Annotated in this window: 16 protein-coding genes, 1 tRNA gene and 1 pseudogene; 3 read left to right on the forward strand and 15 right to left on the reverse strand. The window is 58.4% G+C overall.

Annotated features, from left to right (window positions below):
* Positions 1-37 precede the first annotated feature (37 nt).
* Positions 38-2,047: an ATP-binding cassette domain-containing protein gene (locus tag HEQ17_RS06320; RefSeq protein WP_296291954.1), complete on the forward strand. Its 2,010-nt coding sequence runs from the start codon at positions 38-40 to the stop codon at positions 2,045-2,047.
* A 159-nt stretch (positions 2,048-2,206) separates the two neighbouring features.
* On the opposite strand, the gene HEQ17_RS06325 is transcribed toward HEQ17_RS06320, so the two are convergent.
* The 6 genes and pseudogenes from HEQ17_RS06325 to tolB all read right to left on the reverse strand — a co-directional run bounded on the left by HEQ17_RS06325 (position 2,207) and on the right by tolB (position 6,981).
* A tRNA-Lys gene (locus HEQ17_RS06325) sits at positions 2,207-2,282 on the reverse strand.
* A 44-nt stretch (positions 2,283-2,326) separates the two neighbouring features.
* The gene (locus HEQ17_RS06330; RefSeq protein ID WP_296291955.1) at positions 2,327-3,130 is read right to left on the reverse strand and encodes a tRNA threonylcarbamoyladenosine dehydratase; all 804 of its coding nucleotides are present in this window, start codon (positions 3,128-3,130) and stop codon (positions 2,327-2,329) included.
* Between the two features lie 48 nt (positions 3,131-3,178).
* A complete protein-coding gene (locus HEQ17_RS06335) occupies positions 3,179-4,291 on the reverse strand; it encodes a YeeE/YedE family protein (RefSeq protein WP_296291956.1) in 1,113 nt (370 codons plus the stop codon).
* A 6-nt stretch (positions 4,292-4,297) separates the two neighbouring features.
* Complete coding sequence (gene ybgF, locus HEQ17_RS06340; protein WP_296291957.1) at positions 4,298-5,101, reverse strand: tol-pal system protein YbgF; 804 nt, start codon at positions 5,099-5,101, stop codon at positions 4,298-4,300.
* Positions 5,102-5,109: 8 nt separating this feature from the next.
* Positions 5,110-5,658 carry an OmpA family protein gene (locus tag HEQ17_RS06345; protein ID WP_296291958.1) on the reverse strand — a complete coding sequence of 183 codons (549 nt, stop codon included), beginning with the start codon at positions 5,656-5,658 and terminating at the stop codon, positions 5,110-5,112.
* Positions 5,659-5,693: 35 nt separating this feature from the next.
* Positions 5,694-6,981 (reverse strand): annotated as a pseudogene (gene tolB / locus HEQ17_RS06350) (Tol-Pal system beta propeller repeat protein TolB).
* A gap of 195 nt (positions 6,982-7,176) precedes the next feature.
* On the opposite strand from tolB, the gene msbA reads away from it, so the two are divergent.
* Positions 7,177-8,982: a lipid A export permease/ATP-binding protein MsbA gene (gene msbA, locus HEQ17_RS06355; RefSeq protein WP_296291959.1), complete on the forward strand. Its 1,806-nt coding sequence runs from the start codon at positions 7,177-7,179 to the stop codon at positions 8,980-8,982.
* 6 nt (positions 8,983-8,988) lie between these two features.
* Here the strand turns inward: msbA and rng are convergent, their stop codons facing one another.
* The 8 genes from rng to HEQ17_RS06395 all read right to left on the reverse strand — a co-directional run bounded on the left by rng (position 8,989) and on the right by HEQ17_RS06395 (position 16,285).
* A complete protein-coding gene (gene rng, locus HEQ17_RS06360; RefSeq protein WP_296291960.1) occupies positions 8,989-10,461 on the reverse strand; it encodes a ribonuclease G in 1,473 nt (490 codons plus the stop codon).
* A 97-nt stretch (positions 10,462-10,558) separates the two neighbouring features.
* Positions 10,559-11,161, reverse strand: a complete 603-nt coding sequence (locus tag HEQ17_RS06365) for a nucleoside triphosphate pyrophosphatase (protein WP_296291961.1) — start codon at positions 11,159-11,161, stop codon at positions 10,559-10,561.
* Positions 11,158-11,625, reverse strand: coding sequence for a 23S rRNA (pseudouridine(1915)-N(3))-methyltransferase RlmH (gene rlmH, locus HEQ17_RS06370; protein WP_296291962.1), 468 nt, complete (start codon positions 11,623-11,625; stop codon positions 11,158-11,160). Before rlmH ends, HEQ17_RS06365 begins: the two co-directional genes overlap by 4 nt.
* Positions 11,537-12,367, reverse strand: a complete 831-nt coding sequence (rsfS, locus tag HEQ17_RS06375) for a ribosome silencing factor (protein WP_296291963.1) — start codon at positions 12,365-12,367, stop codon at positions 11,537-11,539. The genes rlmH and rsfS overlap by 89 nt, the downstream gene beginning before the upstream one ends.
* Positions 12,367-13,032, reverse strand: coding sequence for a nicotinate (nicotinamide) nucleotide adenylyltransferase (nadD, locus tag HEQ17_RS06380; RefSeq protein WP_296291964.1), 666 nt, complete (start codon positions 13,030-13,032; stop codon positions 12,367-12,369). Before nadD ends, rsfS begins: the two co-directional genes overlap by 1 nt.
* A complete protein-coding gene (hemF, locus tag HEQ17_RS06385; RefSeq protein ID WP_296291965.1) occupies positions 13,029-13,949 on the reverse strand; it encodes an oxygen-dependent coproporphyrinogen oxidase in 921 nt (306 codons plus the stop codon). The genes nadD and hemF overlap by 4 nt, the downstream gene beginning before the upstream one ends.
* Positions 13,950-14,269: 320 nt before the next feature.
* Complete coding sequence (purD, locus tag HEQ17_RS06390) at positions 14,270-15,550, reverse strand: phosphoribosylamine--glycine ligase (protein WP_296291966.1); 1,281 nt, start codon at positions 15,548-15,550, stop codon at positions 14,270-14,272.
* A gap of 9 nt (positions 15,551-15,559) precedes the next feature.
* Positions 15,560-16,285, reverse strand: a complete 726-nt coding sequence (locus HEQ17_RS06395; protein WP_296291967.1) for a YebC/PmpR family DNA-binding transcriptional regulator — start codon at positions 16,283-16,285, stop codon at positions 15,560-15,562.
* A 71-nt stretch (positions 16,286-16,356) separates the two neighbouring features.
* Here HEQ17_RS06395 and HEQ17_RS06400 point away from each other — a divergent pair, with 71 nt between their 5' ends.
* Positions 16,357-17,886, forward strand: a complete 1,530-nt coding sequence (locus HEQ17_RS06400) for a helicase HerA-like C-terminal domain-containing protein (protein ID WP_296291968.1) — start codon at positions 16,357-16,359, stop codon at positions 17,884-17,886.
* Positions 17,887-17,996: 110 nt separating this feature from the next.
* On the opposite strand, the gene clpA is transcribed toward HEQ17_RS06400, so the two are convergent.
* The gene (gene clpA / locus HEQ17_RS06405; protein ID WP_296291969.1) at positions 17,997-20,330 is read right to left on the reverse strand and encodes an ATP-dependent Clp protease ATP-binding subunit ClpA; all 2,334 of its coding nucleotides are present in this window, start codon (positions 20,328-20,330) and stop codon (positions 17,997-17,999) included.
* Positions 20,331-20,358 lie beyond the last annotated feature (28 nt).

Genomic DNA, 20,358 nt, shown 5'->3' on the forward strand with positions numbered 1-20,358 from the left:
CTCCCCATACCGGCATCTGTTCCGGACACTGCTTTTCATGATCAATCTTAAAAACGTCACCCTCCGCCGAGGCACCAAGGTGCTGCTGGACAAAGCTTCTGTCACCCTCAACCCCGGCGAAAAAGTCGGTCTGGTGGGGCGCAACGGGGCGGGCAAATCCACCTTGTTTGCGTTGTTCAACGGCAGCTTGACCGAGGACGGCGGCGACTTTGAAATGCCGCGCCAGTGGCGCATGGGTCAAGTTGCACAAAACATGCCCGAGACCGACCAAGCCGCCGCTGACTTTGTGCTGGAAGGAGACACCCGATTGGCCGAATTGCGCCAACGTTTGGTGGTGGCCGAAGCCAGTGGCGACGGCATGGAAATGGCCCACGTTTACACCGACTTGGCCGATGCCGGGGACCACGACGCCATGCCGCGCGCAGAAGCCCTGATTTTGGGCCTGGGCTTTCGGGTGGACGAGCTCAACAACCCGGTCAACAGCTTTTCGGGCGGCTGGCGCATGCGCTTGCAGCTGGCCCGCGCACTGATGTGCCCGTCAGACATCCTGATATTGGACGAGCCCACCAACCACTTGGACTTGGATGCGCTGGTCTGGCTGGAAGCTTGGTTGCAGCGCTACGCGGGCACGATGATCGTGATCAGCCATGACCGCGAGTTTCTGGATGCCGTGACCGATGTCACCTTGCACATCGACCACGCCAAACTCACCCGTTACGGCAGCAACTACAGTGGCTTTGAAATCCTGCGTGCCCAACAGATGGAGCTGCAACAAGCTTCGTTCTCCAAGCAGCAAGACAAGATCGCCCACCTGCAAAAGTTCATCACCCGCTTCAAAGCCCAGGCCAGCAAAGCCAAGCAGGCTCAAAGCCGGGTCAAGGCACTCGAGCGCATGGAGAAAGTGGCCCCGCTGCTGGCCGATGCCGAGTTCACCTTCGGCTTCAAGGAACCCAACAACCTGCCCAACCCGATGCTGGCCATCAGCGACGCGAGTTTTGGCTATGTGGTGGACGACGAGCCCAAAGCCATCTTGCAAGGCGTGAGCAAATCGGTGTTGGCGGGCCAGCGCATTGGTATTTTGGGGGCCAACGGTCAAGGCAAATCGACCCTGGTCAAAACGATTGCCCGCACCATGCCACTACTGGCCGGCACGCTGACCGAGGGCAAGGGCCTGAACATCGGCTACTTTGCGCAGCAAGAACTCGATGTGCTGCACCCGAATGACAATCCGCTGGAGCACATGATTCGCCTGTCCAAAGAGCTGGGCAGCAACGAGCCCAGCCGCGAACAGGACCTGCGCAACTACCTGGGCACCTTCAACTTCAGTGGCGACATGGTCAAGCAGTCCGTGGGCTCCATGAGCGGCGGCGAAAAAGCCCGACTGGTGCTGGCCATGATCGTGTGGCAACGGCCCAACCTGCTGCTGCTGGACGAGCCCACCAACCACCTTGACTTGGCGACCCGAGAGGCCCTGTCGATGGCGCTCAACGAGTTCGAAGGCACCGTCATGCTGGTCAGCCACGACCGCGCCTTGCTGCGCGCCGTGTGCGACGAGTTCTGGATGGTGGGCCGGGGCAAGGTCGAGCCCTTTGACGGCGATCTGGACGATTACCAGAAATACCTGTTGGAAGAGTCCAAACGCCTGCGCGAGGAAGCTCAAAAACTCGCCTGCAATGCCAACCTGTCGGTATCGCCCACCGCAGTTCAGGCGCCAGTGCCTGTTGCCTCATCAGTGGCCGCGCCCTTGGCCAGCGTTAGCGCACCCGTCATCAGCGGCGCCGAACAGCGCAAACTCGATGCCCAAAAGCGACAGCAACTGGCCGAGAAAACTCGTCCCTTGAAGCGCGAACTGGAGCAAAATGAGCAACGCCTCGCGAGCATCGAGGTTGAGAAAGCATTGCTTGAACAGCAAATGACTTCCATTTTTCCCCCAGCAAAGATCGCCGAAACCGGCCGTCGTCTCAAAGCCCTGACTGAGGAAGCGAGCGACCTGGAAGAGCGTTGGCTCGAGCTGACGTCATTGCTGGAAGAAGTCACTTCGATTTGAAACACCGAGTTCCATCTCATGCGGTGACTCTTTGAGAGTGCATTGCCCAAACGGCAATCCCCAAGCTAAGAACCCCGGCAAGCTGGGGAGGTGTGGACCCGACAGTGACTTAACCAATGAAAAAGCACTTTGAACTGCCGTACAAAGTGCCTTCGAATTTGGTGGGACCAGCGGGGGTCGAACCCACGACAAACGGATTAAAAGTCCGCTGCTCTACCAACTGAGCTATGGTCCCTGTGCTGCGATGCGTTGCACTGCGGCAAGACTCAAATTATAGCCTTAATTTAAGATCTCATCAGGAGGCTTAGCCAAAAAATTCAAAATTTCGGAGGCCGCACACATGCCAAAGGTAGCAGTGACGCTGACGACCGAACCATAGCCGTGACAATTGAGTGAACCATCACCATCGACAGCGCAAGAGGCATCGGGAGGAGCTACCGGCTCACGGCTGAACACCCCGGAAACACCCATTCGCTGATTACCACGAGCAGCATGGTGATGTTTGCGAAGTCGATACCGCAGCTGAGCCAACAAAGGGTCGTTTGTGATGCGGGACAAATCTTCGACATCCACTTTGTGTGCCAGACGTTTGCCGCCCGCAGCGCCCACCGTGATGAACCCCACTTTCGAAATCATGGCCCAATGCGCCATGGCCACCTTGGCCTTGACTTGGTCACAGGCATCAATCAAGGCATCCGGGATTTGCAACATCAACCCAGGCCAATTTTCTGGGCTGACAAACTCATCCACCATATCGACTTGGCAATCCGGGTTGATCAAAGCGATGCGTTGCTGCATCGCCAGCACTTTCGACTGCCCGGTGGTCACATCAAGGGCATGAATTTGCCGATTGATATTGGATTCGGCAATGTGGTCCATGTCGATCAAGGTCAGGCGACGCACCCCGGAGCGCGCCAGAGCTTCAGCAGACCAGGATCCCACCCCCCCTAAACCGACCACCGCCACATGGGCCTGTCGAATACGTTGGGCTCCCGGAACACCATAAAGACGCTGCAGCGCGCCAAAACGGCGTTCGCTCGAAGCCTCAGGACTGAGTGATTGTGGTGAGGATGTTTCAGGCATGGCCATGGTGAGATGCTGGAAACGGATGGTTCATGTAATACACTTGCCTCAATCTTGCCGCAGTTGCCAAAGCAATGCAGTGCAGGCCCCAAAGAAAATGCCCATGACAGACAAGAGGCTGCCCAAACTGAGGGTAGACAAACCCGTCAAACCTTGACCAAAAGTGCAGCCCATGGCCAATACCCCGCCCACGCCCATCAAAATACCACCTACCAAGTGACGCACAAAATCTGCACGGTCTGTGAAGCTTTCCCAGCGGAAAGAGCCCTGCAACAGGGCACTGACGCAAGACCCACTGAGTACCCCGAGGACCGTGACCATGCCCAAGGTCAAGCGCTTGCTTCCATCGCTGTAATAAAGCAAGGCATCCAGCCAATAGGCCACGGGCGCAGTGAAGCTGAGCGCCTCCATCCGTCCACTGTGTGTGGTTAGGAAAACCGGCTCCAGGGTCTGCGGGTGTTCTGGAACAAAGCCCCATACACCGCTGAGCCACCAAAACGACACGACCAGAAGCCCCACACCTGCCCCCGTCGCCCAATTGCTCAGGGTATTGAAACTGCGATCATGAACCACCCAAATCAAAAGAATCAGAGTCGCCACGGCGGCCGACAAGCCAAGGGCATCAGGCAAGGCAAGCCCGCTGTATGAAGACACCCACTGCCCCACAAAAGGGCCATCAGGCCAAATGACTGCTACGGGGTCGATGTAACGAACGCGCCAAACTGCGGTTAAACCCCGCATCGTAGCCAAGCCGGCAACGGCCATTGCCAGTAATACGACCAAGGACTTCAAATTGCCCGCCCCCAATCGAACCAGCGATTTGCTACTGCAACCGGAGGCCAAGACCATACCTATACCGAACAAGGTGCCACCAGAAAGCCCGGACAACCAGCTCAGTTGATGGTTGGCATAGATCGTGTTCAGTGGGCTGATCCACCCCGCCCCAGCCATAGCTCCAAAACCCGAAATGGCCACAGCCAGAGCCAGGGCCCACTGGCGAAGGCGAGTGGCATCGCGCATCACCACCCAGTCACTGATGGCTCCCATGGTGCAAAAATGACCACGGTGCACCCAAACGCCCGTTAAAAAGGACAAAGCAAAACTGAAGATCCAAATCTGGACCCTCAAGTTCTGAAGTTCATCGACTGAAATGACAGCCATGCGGCTTCAGCGCAAACGGCTCAATCGCTCGCGAGCCGTGGCTGCTGCTTCAGAAGCGGGGTGTGTTTTGATCAGGTGCTCCAATGTTTTTCGGGCACCTTTGAGGTCTTTGAGTTCAAGCTGCACATTGGAAATGGCAAGCATCGCTTCCGACGCGCGCGGATGCGAAGGGGAGTCGGTCAACAAACGCTGAAAGTTCAACATCGCCTCTCGGTAAGCCTTGTTGGCATACTGGGCATTGCCCAACCAAAAAAGAGCAGAGGGAAAAAAAGCACTTTGGGGGTAACGGACCATGAAAGCCCCCAAGGCCGATTGCGCTGCAGCAAAGTCGGCTTGACGAAAGAACGCCAAGGCTTTGTCGAAATCAGCCTTTTCAGACGGATCCACCATGGCCTCGCGACCGTCAATGCTGACACGCACAGGCTCAAAACGTCGCAAGCGATCATCAACGCTGGAGAAGGCATCTTTTTGCCGAAGCTGCAGTTCCGACAAATCCCGAGCAAGGCGCTCCTGTGCCCCCAAACTTTGAGCCAGATCCGAGCGCAGTTTGTCAATTTGAGCTTGCAAATCGAGCAAGGCTGAGCGCAACGAAGTCACGCGCTCGTCAATCAGTTGGTTTTGCTTTCGCGCAGCTTGTTCAACCAGGGCTTGATTGGCAATTTGAGCTTGTTCAAGGCGTTGGCGCAGGTCCAGAATGGCCCGGCGCGCTTCATCGTCACCAAAAAGAGCCGCCTGCGCACTTCCGCCCAGCGCACCCAAGGCCACCAACAGGGCCAGGCCGGACTTTTTCCACTCACACGCTCGAAGCATATTGAACCTCAATAACGAATTTCGACGCGGCGATTTTTTGCTTGCTCCAGATCGGAGCCACCTTCTGATAGCAGCTTTTCCTTACCGAAACTCACCGCCTCGAGTTGAGACTCGGGCACACCCAGCAAACTCAAGGCCTGACGAACTGCATCGGCTCGTTTTTGCCCCAGTGCCAGGTTGTATTCACGGCCCCCACGGTCATCGGTATGGCCTTCCAGGCTGGCTTTTCGTTGTTTGTTGGCTTGCAAAAACTGGGCGTGCGAAGCAATAACAGGACGCGCCTCAGAACGAATGACATAGCTGTCATAGTCGAAAAAGACCACGTGCACCACGCCCGCTGGGCCTTGGCCTGGGGCCTTCGCCTCCACAGAAACAGTCGGTATGCCTGTTTGGGCACCGCCTTGAGCGGCACCCAAGCCCTGCACCGCTACCCTCGAGCCCGGACCGGTCGAAGTGGCCGCCTTGTCCTCAACCGGGACATCATCGAGCTTGACGCCCGAGCCACAGCCCACCAACAAGGCACCGAGCAAAAAAACCGTCACGACTTGCTTTTTCATAATCAACCTCATGGATAAAAACCTAAAAAATTGTCTCAAGGCCTGGAGGGCCCCCAATGGGGCTCCCGGAGATCGCCAACTTGTCCAGCCAGACGGGCTTTGACCCGACCATCGAGTGTAGTGGTCATGAGCGCCTCTGTGCCTTGCTGGGTGGCATAGACCAACAAGCGGCTATTGGGCGCAAAGCTGGGTCGTTCATCGGCGTTTGAATCGGTTAATGCGCTGGTTTGTCCGGAGACCAGGTCCATCAAGTGCAGTTTGAATGCGCCTCCAATGCGAGAAACATAGGCCATCCATCTGCCGTCCGGGCTCAGGGCGGGGGAAATGTTGTACGAGCCAGTGAAGGTGATACGCTCGGCCGCGCCACCAGATGCTGGCATTTTATAAATTTGCGGATTGCCGCCTCGGTCACTGACAAAGTAAAGAGTCTGTCCGTCTGGCGAAAAGGCAGGCTCTGTGTTGATGCTACCGCTGGTCAAACGTTGGGGCTCACCACCTTGCAAAGCCACCCGCCAAAGTTGGGAGCCGCCATCCCGGCTCAAAGTGGCGACGATGGAACGTCCGTCAGGCGCCCAAACCGGGGCGCTGTTGGACCCTTTGAAGTTGGCCACCTCCCGCCGTTGACCACTTGCCAATTCATGAACGTAAACCACAGGTTTACGATTTTCAAATGAGACATAGGCCAAGTGAGTACCGTTCGGTGACCAAGATGGCGAGATGATGGGCTCCGGGCTAATGATGGCTGAACGCGCACCTTCTCCATCGGAGTCTGCCACCCACAAGGTGTAGCGGCCAACCGTACTTGGTCACATAAGTGATGCGCGAGGTGAATACACCCGGAGAACCCGTCAGTTGCTGGTAAACCCAGTCGGAGATTCGGTGTGCAGACAAGCGCAAGTCTGCCGCAGCAACGGTATCCCTGAAGTCGGATTTTTCTTGACCTTTGACCACATCCCAAAGGCGGGCGCGCACATCGAAACGACCATCCGCCAAACGGGTCACAGAGCCGACAAGCAGGGCCTCTGCTGACGTGGCGCGCAAAGTCGACCAATCAGGACGACTCATTTCATCGAGAACCAAATTGCCTGCGGGCAAAGGCCTGAACTGACCTGTACGCGATAGATTGGCTTGGACTATGGAAGATAGTTTCTGAGGTGACTGACCCTCCGCCTTGAAAGTGGTGACCAGAACTGGCAACTGGGTCAAGCCCACGCCGGTAACTTCCACCCTGAATTGGGCCCAGACGGATGAGCTCAAAACTGACAAGAAGGCAAAACTCAACAGCAAACCCTGGCAACGCGCAGGAAAATTAAACAGGTTCATGTGCATCCATGATCAGAGGGACCGTTGAAATCAGTGATCGTACATCCTCAGATGGTCAATTCTAACGGTGCCACTGTCGCCCTCCTGTGAAGCATCGCACCTGCCTGAGGCCTCCTCCCAGGCACCCGCAAGACGAGCCCTTTTAACCATTGGCAAGGACTGCCTGATCGCCCTCTGCTTACAATCCTATCCGTCATGCCGCCACACACCCCTCCTAGTTCTGAGCATTCTGCCCAACCGAGCATTCGTCTGCGCCTGCTGCGATTGAGGCCTTACTTCCTGCGGCAGAAATGGGTCTGGATTCTGGCGTTGGGGGCTACCTTGGTAGCAGCGCTAACGGAGCCATTGATCCCAGCCTTGTTTCAGCCTTTGCTGGACAACGGCTTTGCCGGCAATCAGTTGCCGCTGTGGGCGATTCCGCTGGCAGTCATTGGCCTGTTCACTTTAAGAGGTATGGCACATTTCGTGGCGCAATACGCTTTGGCAAGAGTGACCAACAATGGCATGGAACAACTTCGTAGCGACCTGTTTGCTAAGCTGGTCAAAGCCGATTTGTCCTTGTTCCAACGTCAATCGGCCAGCACCTTGTCCAATACCGTGGTGTACGAGGTGCAAGTCGGCGCCACACAGCTGGTCTCAGCCCTGATTGGTCTGACCCGCGATGGATTGACCCTGTTGGCCTTGGTGGGCTATCTGATGTGGCTCAACTGGCAACTCACCTTGGTGGTCTTCACGGTTGCCCCGGGGCTGAGCTGGATCATGAAAGTTCTGTCGCGGCGCCTGTATGGCTTGACCAAAGAAAGCCAAAAGGCCACAGACGATTTGGCGTATGTTGTGGAGGAAAATGTGCTGGCCCATCGCATGGTTCGGTTGCATGGCGCCCATGAGCAACAAATTGGTCGGTTCAATGGGCTGGGGCAACGGTTGCGACGTTTGGCCCTGAAGTCCACCACCGCGTCAGCGGCCATCACGCCACTGACTCAGATCATGGCGGCCATTGCCCTGTCCTTGGTGTTGGTGATTGCCCTGATTCAAAGCCGAGAACCGGGATCCGGGGCCACAGTAGGAAGTTTTGTGGCTTTTATCACGGCCATGCTGATGCTGATCGCGCCCATCAAACGGCTGGCAGACGTGGCCAACCCCATCACGCGCGGTCTGGCAGCGCTTGAGCGCGGTCTTGCTTTGTTGCACGACGCCCCCGAGGAAAGCCAGGGCCAGCACCAGGTCGAACGTGCCCGCGGTGCCATTGCATGGCACGACGTGAGTGTGCAATTCAACCCCGGGGAACCCCCTGCCCTGTCACACATTGACCTGACCGTGCTGCCAGGGGAGACGGTGGCACTGGTCGGAACATCCGGAGCCGGAAAAACCACTTTGGTCCAGCTCTTGCCCCGGTTTTTAAACCCAACAAACGGTGTGGTCATGCTCGATGGCATCCCACTTGGGCAATGGCATTTGGGTAGCCTGCGCAGCCAATTGGCCATGGTCAGTCAGGATGTGGTGATGCTCAACGACAGTCTGGCGGCCAACGTGAGCTTGGGTCAGCAGCCAGACCGGGGCAAAGTTCAGCATTGCCTCGAAGCGGCAAATTTGTGGCGCCATGTGCAGACCCTGCCCCAAGGCTTGGACACCGATCTGGGACACAACGCCAACCAGTTTTCAGGTGGCCAGCGCCAACGACTGGCCATCGCTAGGGCCTTGTACAAAGATGCACCCATTCTGATTTTGGACGAGGCCACTTCTGCTCTCGACAATGAGTCTGAGCGGCTGGTGCAGGAAGCCTTGCAAGGGCTGATGAAAGGTCGCACCACCCTGATCGTGGCGCACCGCTTGTCCACCATTGAACACGCCGATCGGGTGATCGTGATGGAACATGGCCGCATTGTTGAGCAAGGTGCGCCAGCACAGTTGCTGGCAAGCGGCGGTGCTTATGCGCGACTGCAACACCGTGGGGAGTGGGCCGGTGATGTAGCCGGCCCAGACTCTGTTCACCGGTCTTGATGCAATTCAGATCAGGACAATGTCGTACTGTTCGGGTCCCATGCCAGATTCCACCTGCAGCGAAATCGGCTTGGCAATGAAGCCTGACAGCCCTGCCAAATGCTGGCTTTCCTCGTCTTGCAGCATGTCAATCACTGACGGGCCTGCCACCACCCTGAACTCTCGCGGATTGAATTGACGTGCTTCCCGCAAAATTTCACGCAGGATGTCATAGGCTACCGAGCGCGGTGTTTTGACAATGCCCTTGCCCTGACAGCTTGGGCACGGTTCGCACAACATGTGGGCTAAAGAATCACGGGTACGTTTACGTGTCATCTCCAGCAGGCCCAAGGGCGAAAAACCACCCGAGGATGTTTTGACGCGGTCCCGCGCCAATTGCTTGCGTAACTCGAACAACACCGCCTCCTGGTGGTCGCCCCGGGCCATGTCGATGAAGTCGGCAATGATGATGCCTCCCAGATTGCGCAATCGAAGCTGCCGCGCAATGGCCTGGGCCGCCTCCAGATTGGTCTTGAAAATCGTGTCTTCAAAATTGCGTGCGCCGACATAACCGCCCGTGTTCACGTCCACCGTGGTCAGCGCCTCGGTCTGATCGATGATCAGGTAACCGCCCGATTTCAAGTCCACCCGGCGACCTAACGCCTTGGCAATTTCCTCGTCGATGGCATACAGGTCAAAGATGGGCCTCTCGCCCTTGTAAAACTGCAAACGCTCAGCGGCTTTGGGCATGAACTCGCGCCCAAAAGCCTCCAGCCTGGCAAATTGCTCTTGCGAGTCGATGCGAATGCTTTGAGTGGCCTCGCCCACCAAGTCGCGCAGCACACGCTGCAGCAGCGTCAGGTCCTGGTGCAGCAAGGAGGCCGGCGGCAAGCGCATCGAAACATCCTTGATGCGCGCCCAGATCTTGCGTAAGTAGGCGATGTCGTCTTGCAACTCTTCGTCGCTGGAGTCTTCCGCGTTGGTGCGCAAAATGAAGCCCCCCCCGGATGGCCCCGCCAAAGCCTGCAGCCTTTGGCGCAACGCATCGCGCTGATCAGACGGAATTTTTTGCGACACACCAATGTGCTCGTCTTGCGGCAAGAAAACCAGATGCCGTCCCGCGATGCTGATTTGCGTGGACAAGCGGGCACCCTTGGTACCCATGGGGTCCTTGATGACCTGCACCATGATGGCGCGACCTTCGAACACCTGTTTTTCAATCGGCACCAGCGGCTGACCTGTGCGCGCTGAAGCCGTCTCGCCTTCAACGTGTTTTTGCCAGAGATCGGCCACGTGCAAAAAAGCCGCCTTATCCAGCCCGATGTCGATGAAGGCCGATTGCATGCCAGGCAAAACACGGGCCACTTTTCCCAAGTACACATTGCCCACGAGACCGCGCTCAAGGGTACGCTCCAAGTGCAGTTCTTGCACGGCGCCCAACTCGACCACAGCGACCCGTGTTTCCTGGGGCGACCAATTGACCAAAATATCTTGTTGCATGGCAGTCATTCAATGAAAAGAAAGTTGGATACGCCAAATCGAGCCGATATCGTCATGGGACTGTCGCGCACCTCCAAGCAGGCCCTGGCACATGCATTCAACAGCGAACACCCAACGAGCGCAGCAAAGCGGCAGTCTCGAACAGCGGCAAACCCATGATGCCTGAATAACTGCCCCGGATCTGTTCAATATGGGCAGCCGCCCTGCCCTGTACCCCGTAAGCACCGGCTTTGCCCATGGGCTCGCCTGTGGCCACGTAGGCCTTGATCTGAGCGGGTGTCATGGGCGCAAAGCGCACCCACGATTGAGACACCGTCGCCACCCGTTTGTGCCCTTTTTGTGCGGCAACGGCTGTCAATACGCGGTGGGTTTGGCCAGACAGCCGTTTCACAATGCGCACGGCATCGGCCTCATCAGTCGGTTTACCCAAAATATCCCGGCCCAGGCACACGGTGGTGTCAGCGCACAGCACGGGCGCGGCAGGCAGGCCCTGAAGATTCAACCGTTGCATCGCCGCATCGAGTTTCAAAGCTGTAACCCGCGCCACATAGCGTGCAGGCGCTTCCGCACCCCGCACATCTTCCAAAGACTCGGCGTCCTCTTCAGGCGAGGCCAGCAGCAGCCTGTGGGCCACGCCCATCTGGTCAAGGAGCTGGCTGCGCCGAGGGCTTTGAGAGGCAAGGTAAATGAAGTCGCTCATTCCCGGTGGTAGGGGTGGTTGGCGTTGATGGACCAGGCGCGGTAGAGCTGCTCGATCAACAGCACGCGGGCCATGGCGTGGGGCAAGGTCAGATCGGACAAGCGGATGCGCTCGTGCGCTGCCTGGCGAAACTCGGGCTCCAGCCCGTCGGGGCCACCAATGACCAAGGCCAAGTCGTCTCCCCCCAACTGCCAGCTGGTTAGGCGGATGGCCAGGGCCTGCGTGGTCAGGTGGGTGCCGCGCTCGTCGAGCGCCACGATGCGGGCGCCACGGGGAATGGCCGCTTCGATGCGCTGGCGCTCGGCCGCGTACAGGTTGGGCAAGGTTTTAGAGCCCCGAGGCTCGGTTTTCACGACTTTTAGCTCGACCTTGAGCTCAGGCGGAAAGCGTTTGGCGTAGTCGTCCCAAGCGGTCTGCGCCCAATCCGGCACACGCAGGCCGACCGCAACGATCAGCAGCTTCATTCAGGATCAATCGGCTTTTCGGCGGGTGGCCGCTTGCACAGGGCTTGCGGGCTGGGGGTTTTTTGGCTGCCGGTTGGGCAGCTGATTTGGCCGTGGGCTTGCCCACTGTCTTCAACGGGTGCTTGCTGGTGGGGCTGTTGGCTTTCGGAGTCGAATTGGCTGCTGTTCCAGTAGCGGGTTTAGCGGTGGTTTTAGCGGGTGCCTTGCCCGCTGGCTTGGCCGATTTGGCCGGTGCTTTCAATGCGGGTTTGGCTGCCGACTTCTTGGCTGCGGGTGGTTTGGCCTCGGCAGATTTGGCGGCAGCTTTGCCCGTGGCTTTTTTCGCCACCGAGTTCTTGATGTGGCCCTTGACCTCTGCTGTTACGGCAGGCTTGGGCGCACCAAACTTCAGGCGCACGGGCGTGCCGCCCCAGATTTCTTCCAGGTTGTAATAGGAACGAATAGTGGGCTGCATGATGTGTACCACAGCTGAGCCGCAGTCGACAATGATCCACTCACCATTGTCTTCGCCCTCGATGCGCGGCTTGCCAAAGCCTGCCAAGCGAACTTTGTCGCGCACGCTGGCGGACAAAGCCTTTGTCTGACGGTTCGAGCTGCCTGAGGCAATGATGACCCTTTCAAACAGGGAGGACAGATGTTCGGTGTCAAACACCTGGATCTCTTGGGCCTTGACGTCTTCAAGTGCGTCCACAACAGCACGCTGGAGTTTTTGAATGTCTTTTTTGGCGGCGTTTTCGGTCATCAATGTGGCCTGTAAAGGTGGTGATCGTGAATATAGCGCTCTACAGCGGGGGATACCAGACCTTTCAGGGTCTGTTCTGTGGCCGATATCGCACGGATGTCCGTGGCATTGTGAGGCATCAGCGGCATGTCCAAAGTGCGAATGCGCGCTTGCAGCTTGTCAGGAATGGTCGAGCTGGTCTGTGCAGCGACGGATACTTCGTTCCATGCACTCACGGACTTATCACGGCTTGCGGCGCAGATTATAGCGATGCGATCAATTTCTTCGATTTGATGCCAAGCGGTCAAGGAACGGCGCTGGTCATCGCCGAGCAACAAATACAGCTGCGCGGCAGGAAATTCGGACTGCAATTCGTGCAGCGTGTCCACTGTGTAGCTCGGGCCATCACGACACGTTTCACGCGGGTCCACCACCACCTCTGGCAGGTGCCGGAAAGCAAGCTGGCTCATGGTCAAACGGTGAATGGCTTCACTCAATAGTCGAGGCTTGTGCCAAGCCTGGCCGGTAGGCACGATGCGCACCTGGTCCAGAGACAGCTGAGCTATGGCTGCCTCCACCAAGGCCACATGCGCCAGGTGCGGAGGATCGAAAGCACCGCCAAAAACCCCCAAGCGCAACACACCGGGCGCAGCGGCGACGGCGGGCTTGTTTAGTGGCTGGCTCAAACCCAGTCCTTGGGCACCAGGAAGTGGCTCAGCAGACGGGCCTCTGGCGTATCCGGCGGATCCTGTCGCTGATATGTCCAGCGCACCTCGGGCGGCATGGACAACAAGATCGACTCGGTGCGTCCCCCAGATTGCAAGCCAAAGTGCGTTCCCCGGTCCCAAACCAGGTTGAATTCAACATAACGGCCCCGGCGGTAGAGCTGAAAGTCGCGCTCGCGCTCGCCGTAGGGTGTGTCTTTGCGGCGCTGCACGATCGGCATATATGCGGGCAACAGGGCATCCCCCACACTTTGCAGCATGGCGAAGCTCTGATCCATGCCCAACTCGGAAAAGTCGTCAAAGAAGATACCGCCCACACCGCGCTGCTCATGGCGGTGTTTGTTGCAGAAATAGTCGTCGCACCATGACTTGAAACGGGGATGCAGGCCCTCGCCAAACGGGGCCAAGGTCTCTTTGCAGGTTTGGTGAAAATGCACAGCATCCTCGTCAAAGCCGTAGTAAGGTGTCAGGTCCATCCCACCGCCAAACCAGGCTATGGGGTCATTGCCTGCGGGCTTTGCGGCGATCATGCGCACGTTCATGTGTACCGTGGGCACATAGGGATTGCGCGGGTGAAAGACCAACGAAACGCCCATGGCCTCAAAGGCCGAACCGGCCAGCTCCGGGCGATGCTGCGTGGCTGACGGCGGTAACTGAGGCCCCGTTACATGTGAAAAACCGCAACCGGCCCGCTCGAACACCGGGCCCCCCTCCAGTATCTGTGTGATGCCATTGCCCTGGAGTTTTTCACCTGGGTCCTTTTGCCACGCATCGGTCAGAAAAGGGGTGCCGTCAATATCAGTCAAGGCCCCGGTGATGCGGGCTTGCAAGCCCAGCAGATGTGTTTTGACGACGCTGAGTTCGAAGCTGTTGCTCATGGGTGGAAAGGAAGGTGGAGAGGTTTCAAAAGCAGGTGGCGCTTGGGGTCGCTGTTGCAAGAGCCGACTGCGCTGGACCCCAGAGGATCATGGGGTGCATCTGGTACACATGCAAACCCTGAACGTCTGCATGGACCAGGAGCCGATGGAGGAAATCCCGTTGGTCCGGTCAGGACGCAAAGCCAACCCGGTGTGCGGCTGCGCGTACCCTCAGGCACGAGGCCCAGACAGAGCAAATTCAAAAAAAATTGGTCTAGACAGGGGTCGATGACCGTCTCGCAATGACTGCTTAAGGTGAGCATGTAGGCTATAAGGGATTTTCAGTTTTTGATGGCGCGATAACCAATGTCTTGGCGCATCTGCATGCCTTCAAAGGCAATTGGGATCGCCTCCTGGTAAGCCTTTTGCTGCGCTTGCTTGACCGAGTCAGCCAGCACCGTGACGCACAGCACACGCCCCCCAGAGGTCAGGATTTGACCGTCTTTTTCGGTGGTGCCCGCATGGAACACCATGGCATCGTTCAAGTCTTTGGGCAGACCTGTCACGGCATCGCCCTTGCGTGGGTCCAGCGGATAACCCGCGGCGGCCATGACCACCCCCAGCGCCACGCGCCGGTCCCATTCCATCTCCAATTGATTCAGGCCCTCGCCGGTCGCCGCCATCAGCACTTCAAACAGATCGGACTTCAGGCGCATCAAGATGGGCTGGGTCTCGGGGTCGCCCATGCGGCAGTTGAATTCCAGGGTCTTGATGCGGCCTTGCGGGTCGATCATCAAGCCTGCATACAAGAAGCCGGTGTAGGGGATGCCGTCTTTTTCCATGCCCCGAATGGTGGGCAAGATGACCTCACGCATGGCGCGGGCGTGCACCTCGGCCGTGACCACGGGGGCAGGAGAATAAGCCCCCATACCGCCCGTGTTGGGGCCTTCGTCGCCGTCCAGCAAGCGTTTATGGTCCTGGCTGGTGGCCAGGGCCGCCACGTTTTTGCCGTCACACAGCACCATGAAACTGGCTTCTTCGCCTTGCAAGAACTCTTCGATCACCACGCGTGCACCGCCTGCGTTGTGCGCCACACCGAGCGTGTTATCGAGCAACATGAAATCAATCGCCTCATGCGCCTGGGACAACGTCATGGCCACCACCACCCCTTTGCCTGCGGCCAAGCCGTCAGCCTTGACCACAATGGGTGCGCCTTGGCGGTCCACGTAGGCGTGGGCCAGAGCCGGGTCAGTGAAGGTCTCAAATTCGGCGGTGGGGATGCCATGGCGCTGCATGAAGGCCTTGGAAAAAGCCTTGGAGCTTTCCATCTGAGCGGCGGCCTGGGTGGGGCCGAATATCCGCAAGCCATGGGCGCGAAAATCGTCCACAATGCCCGCCGCCAAGGGAGCTTCGGGGCCCACCAAGGTCAGACCGATGCCGTTATCCAAAGCCCACTGGCGCAGCAGCGCCAAGTCAGTAATCGGCACATTGACCAGGTTTTTGTCTTTGGCCGTGCCGCCATTACCGGGTGCCACATAAACCAGCTGCACTTTGGGCGACTGCGCGAGTTTCCAAGCCATGGCGTGCTCACGGCCACCGCTGCCAACGACCAATACTTTCATCCAACTTCCTTAATCTTCAAATTCGGCGTTGTGGAAAACGTTTTGCACATCGTCCAAGTCTTCCAATATATCCAATAATTTTTGCATTTTGGCCGCTTCATCACCGGACAAAGACACAGAATTTTCGGCTCGCCAGGTGACTTCGGCCATCTCGGCCACCAGTCCGGCCGCCTCCAGCGCGTTTTTCACGGCCTCAAAATCAGCGGGTGTGGTCAAGACCTCGATCGCGCCCTCCTCGTCGGTGAGGACGTCTTCGGCACCGGCTTCAAGAGCCACCTCCATGACCCGGTCCTCCGACGTGCCAGGAGCAAAAATCAGTTGACCACAGTGCTTGAACTGAAACGCTACCGAGCCCTCGGTGCCCAGGTTACCGCCGTGCTTGCTCAGGGCGTGGCGCATTTCGGCCACGGTGCGCACCCGGTTGTCGGTCATGGTGTCCACAATGATGGCTGCGCCACCGATGCCGTAACCCTCATAACGAATTTCTTCGTAGCTCACGCCCTCCAGATTGCCAGTGGCCTTGTCCACGTTGCGTTTGATGGTGTCGGCCGGCATGTTGGCCGCTTTGGCCTTTTCAATGGCCAGGCGCAAACGTGGGTTGGCGCTGGCATCACCACCTCCGGTGCGGGCAGCCACCATGATTTCGCGCACCACGCGGGTCCAGATCCGTTGGCGCTTTTCGTCTTGCCGCCCCTTGCGGTGCTGAATATTTGCCCATTTACTGTGGCCAGCCATCGGAAATTCCTTGAATGTTGATTTAACCTAGAGGCAGGATTTTACTTTTCACGCCGAGGAGGAGATTTTCGATGGCTGATCCGATGTTGATTGCTCAAAATACCCTGGCGCAGTGTCACCTGCTGCCGGGTCTGGCCAACCGCCACGGCCTGATCACCGGGGCCACCGGCACCGGCAAAACCGTGACTCTGCAAACCCTGGCCGAAAACTTTTCGCGCCTGGGCGTGCCTGTCTTTATGGCCGACGTCAAAGGCGATCTGACCGGGGTCAGTCAAGAGGGCAAGATCGGGGACAAACTGGCCACCGTGCTGCAAAGCAGAGGACTGGCTTTGCCCGAGCCCCTGGCCTGTCCCACCACTTTGTGGGACGTGTTTGGCGAGCAAGGCCATCCGGTGCGCGCCACCATCTCGGACATGGGGCCCTTGCTGCTGACGCGCATGCTGGGCCTGAACGACACCCAAGCGGGCGTGCTGAACCTGGTGTTCAAGATCGCCGACGACAACGGCTTGCTGCTGCTGGACATGAAAGACCTGCGGGCCATGCTGCAGTACGTGGGCGACAACGCCAAGCAGTTCACCACCGAGTACGGCAACATCAGCGCCGCCAGCATCGGGGCCATCCAACGCGGCTTGGTGCAAATCGAGACCCAGGGCGGTGACCAGTTCTTTGGCGAGCCCATGCTCAACATCGAAGACTTCATGCAGACCGACGCACAAGGCCAGGGGGTGGTGAACATCCTGGCGGCCGACAAGCTGATGAATTCACCCCGCCTGTACGCCACCTTCTTGCTGTGGATGCTGTCGGAGTTGTTCGAGGTGCTGCCCGAGATCGGCGACCCGGAAAAACCCAAGCTGATTTTCTTTTTTGACGAGGCGCACTTGCTCTTCAAGGACGCGCCAGAGGTCCTGGTCGAGCGGATCGAGCTGGTGGTGCGCCTGGTGCGCTCCAAGGGCGTAGGAGTGTACTTCGTCACGCAAAACCCGCTGGACATCCCCGACAGCGTGCTGGGCCAGCTGGGCAACCGGGTGCAGCACGCCCTGCGCGCCTACACACCTCGCGACCAAAAAGCCGTGAAATCCACCGCGCAAACCATGCGCCCCAAGGCAGGACTGGACATTGAGGCGGCCATCACCGAGCTGGCCGTGGGCGAGGCGTTGGTGAGCTTTCTGGACGCCAAGGGCCGTCCCTGCGAGACCGAACGCGTGTTTGTCTTGCCACCGGGCAGCCAACTCGGCCCCATCACACCTGACCAGCGCCAGTCGCTGATTCAAGGCTCTTTGGTGGCCGGGGTGTACGAACCAGCCCAGGACCGGGAGTCGGCTTACGAAAAAATCAAGGGTCAGGCCACTGCATCCGGCCAAGCCAACACCATCCGTCCCTTGCCTGGGCAAACCGCAACTGCGGCCGAGCCGGCCGGCGGTGGCCTGATGGGTGGGCTGTCAGACCTGCTGTTTGGCCGCTCAGGCCCGCGGGGTGGGCAACGCGACGGGGTGGCCCAGTTGGTGGTCAAAAGTGCCGTGCGCACGGTGGGCTCGGCCATTGGCAGGGAAATCGTGCGCGGCGTACTGGGCAACTTACTGGGAAGCGGCCGCCGCAGGTAAGGACAAGCCAACAGCCGACAAGCAACTGCTTTTGACCTGCAAAAAAGGCCCCGAAGCGCCTTTGTGGTGAACCCGCCCCCGAAAAAGGGGCCAGGACGCTGACACGGATCTTAATCCGCGGTCGCTTCTTCTGGCTCGGTAGGCTCCGACCGCGACGCGCGACTTTCCTTTTTCGGATTGGGCGTGATGTCCAGCAAGACCTCGTCCTTGTCGTCGATGTCCACCGTCAGGCGACCCCCCTCGGTCAGGCGCCCGAACAACAATTCGTCGGCCAAGGCCTTGCGAATCGTGTCCTGGATCAGGCGCTGCATCGGACGCGCACCCATGAGCGGGTCAAAGCCCTTTTTGCCCAAGAACTTGCGCAAGGCGTCGGTGAAGGTGACTTCCACCTTTTTCTCGCCCAACTGCGTTTCCAGTTGCAGCAAGAATTTATCCACGACGCGCAGGATGATCTGTGAGTCTAGGGGCTTGAAGCTGACCATCGCATCCAAGCGGTTGCGGAACTCGGGGGTGAACAAGCGTTTGATATCGCCCATTTCGTCCCCGGCTGCACGCGGGTTGGTGAAACCGATGGTGGCCTTGTTCATGGTCTCGGCCCCCGCGTTGGTGGTCATGATGATGATCACGTTGCGGAAGTCGGCCTTGCGCCCGTTGTTGTCGGTCAAGGTGCCGTGGTCCATGACCTGCAGCAGCACGTTGAAGATGTCCGGGTGGGCCTTCTCGATTTCGTCGAGCAAGAGCACGCAATGCGGCTTCTTGGTCACGGCTTCGGTCAGCAGGCCACCTTGGTCAAAACCCACATAGCCCGGAGGCGCGCCGATCAGGCGGCTCACCGCATGGCGCTCCATGTACTCGGACATGTCAAAGCGAATGAGCTCAATGCCCATGATGTAAGCCAGTTGCTTGGCCGCCTCGGTCTTGCCCACGCCGGTGGGGCCCGAGAACAGGAAGGAGCCAATCGGCTTGTCGGTCTTGCCCAGGCCCGAGCGGGCCATCTTGACGGCCGAGGCCAACACTTCAAGGGCCTTGTCCTGACCAAACACCACCGATTTGAGGTCACGCTCGATGGTCTGCAACTTGCTGCGGTCGTCGTTGGACACGTTAGCGGGCGGTATGCGGGCGATCTTGGCCACGATGTCCTCGATCTCGGCTTTGCCAATCGTCTTTTTGCGTTTGGATGCGACCTGGATGCGTTGGGCAGCACCGGCTTCGTCGATCACGTCAATCGCCTTGTCGGGCAGCTGGCGGTCGTTGATGAACTTGGCCGACAACTCGGCGGCAGCCTGCAAGGCGGCAATGGTGTACTTGACGCTGTGGTGGTCTTCAAAACGACTTTTCAGGCCCTTGAGGATGTCCACCGTCTCCGACACCGTGGGCTCAACCACGTCCACTTTCTGAAAGCGACGCGACAAAGCAGCGTCCTTTTCAAAGATGCCTCGGTATTCGGTGAAAGTGGTCGCGCCGATGCACTTGAGCTGACCACTGGACAGGGCCGGCTTGAGCAAGTTGGAGGCGTCCAAGGTGCCGCCCGAGGCCGCACCCGCACCGATCAGGGTGTGGATTTCGTCGATGAAAAGGATACCGTTGGGTTTTTCCTTGAGCGACTTGAGCACCCCTTTTAGGCGCTGTTCAAAGTCACCGCGGTACTTGGTACCTGCCAGCAGTGCGCCCATGTCGAGCGAATACACCGTGGCTTCCGCCAGGATGTCGGGCACAGTGCCCTGCGTGATGCGCCAAGCCAGACCTTCAGCAATCGCTGTTTTACCCACACCGGCTTCGCCCACCAGCAGCGGGTTGTTCTTGCGACGGCGGCACAGGATCTGGATCGTACGCTCGACTTCGTATTCACGGCCAATCAGCGGATCGATCTTGCCGTCTTTGGCAGCTTGGTTCAGGTTGTTGGTGTATTGCTCCAGGGGTGAGGCTTTTTCGTTGCGCTCACCACCGCTGGCCTCTTCGGTTTCGGAGCTCGCGGGCGCGTCGGATTTGGTCGCCTCGGGCGGATCGGTCTTGCGGATGCCGTGGGCAATGAAATTGACCACATCCAAACGCGTGATGCCCTGCTGGTGCAGGTAATACACGGCGTGTGAGTCTTTTTCACCAAAAATAGCCACCAGCACGTTGGCGCCCGTGACCTCTTTTTTGCCGTTACCAGTGGACTGCACATGCATGATGGCGCGCTGGATCACGCGCTGAAACCCCAGCGTGGGCTGGGTGTCCACCTCTTCGGTGCCGGCCACTTGGGGCGTGTTGTCCTTGATGAAATTGCTCAAGGCCTTGCGCAGATCGTCGATGTTGGCGGCGCACGCACGCAGCACTTCGGCAGCGCTGGGGTTGTCCAGCAGGGCCAGCAACAAGTGCTCGACGGTGATGAATTCATGGCGCTGCTGACGGGCTTCAACAAAGGCCATGTGCAAGCTGACTTCCAATTCTTGGGCAATCATGTGATTTCCTTATGCCTTGCTGAGTAAA

The organism is Limnohabitans sp., assembly GCF_023910625.1.
Taxonomy (GTDB): Bacteria; Pseudomonadota; Gammaproteobacteria; order Burkholderiales; family Burkholderiaceae_C; genus Limnohabitans_A.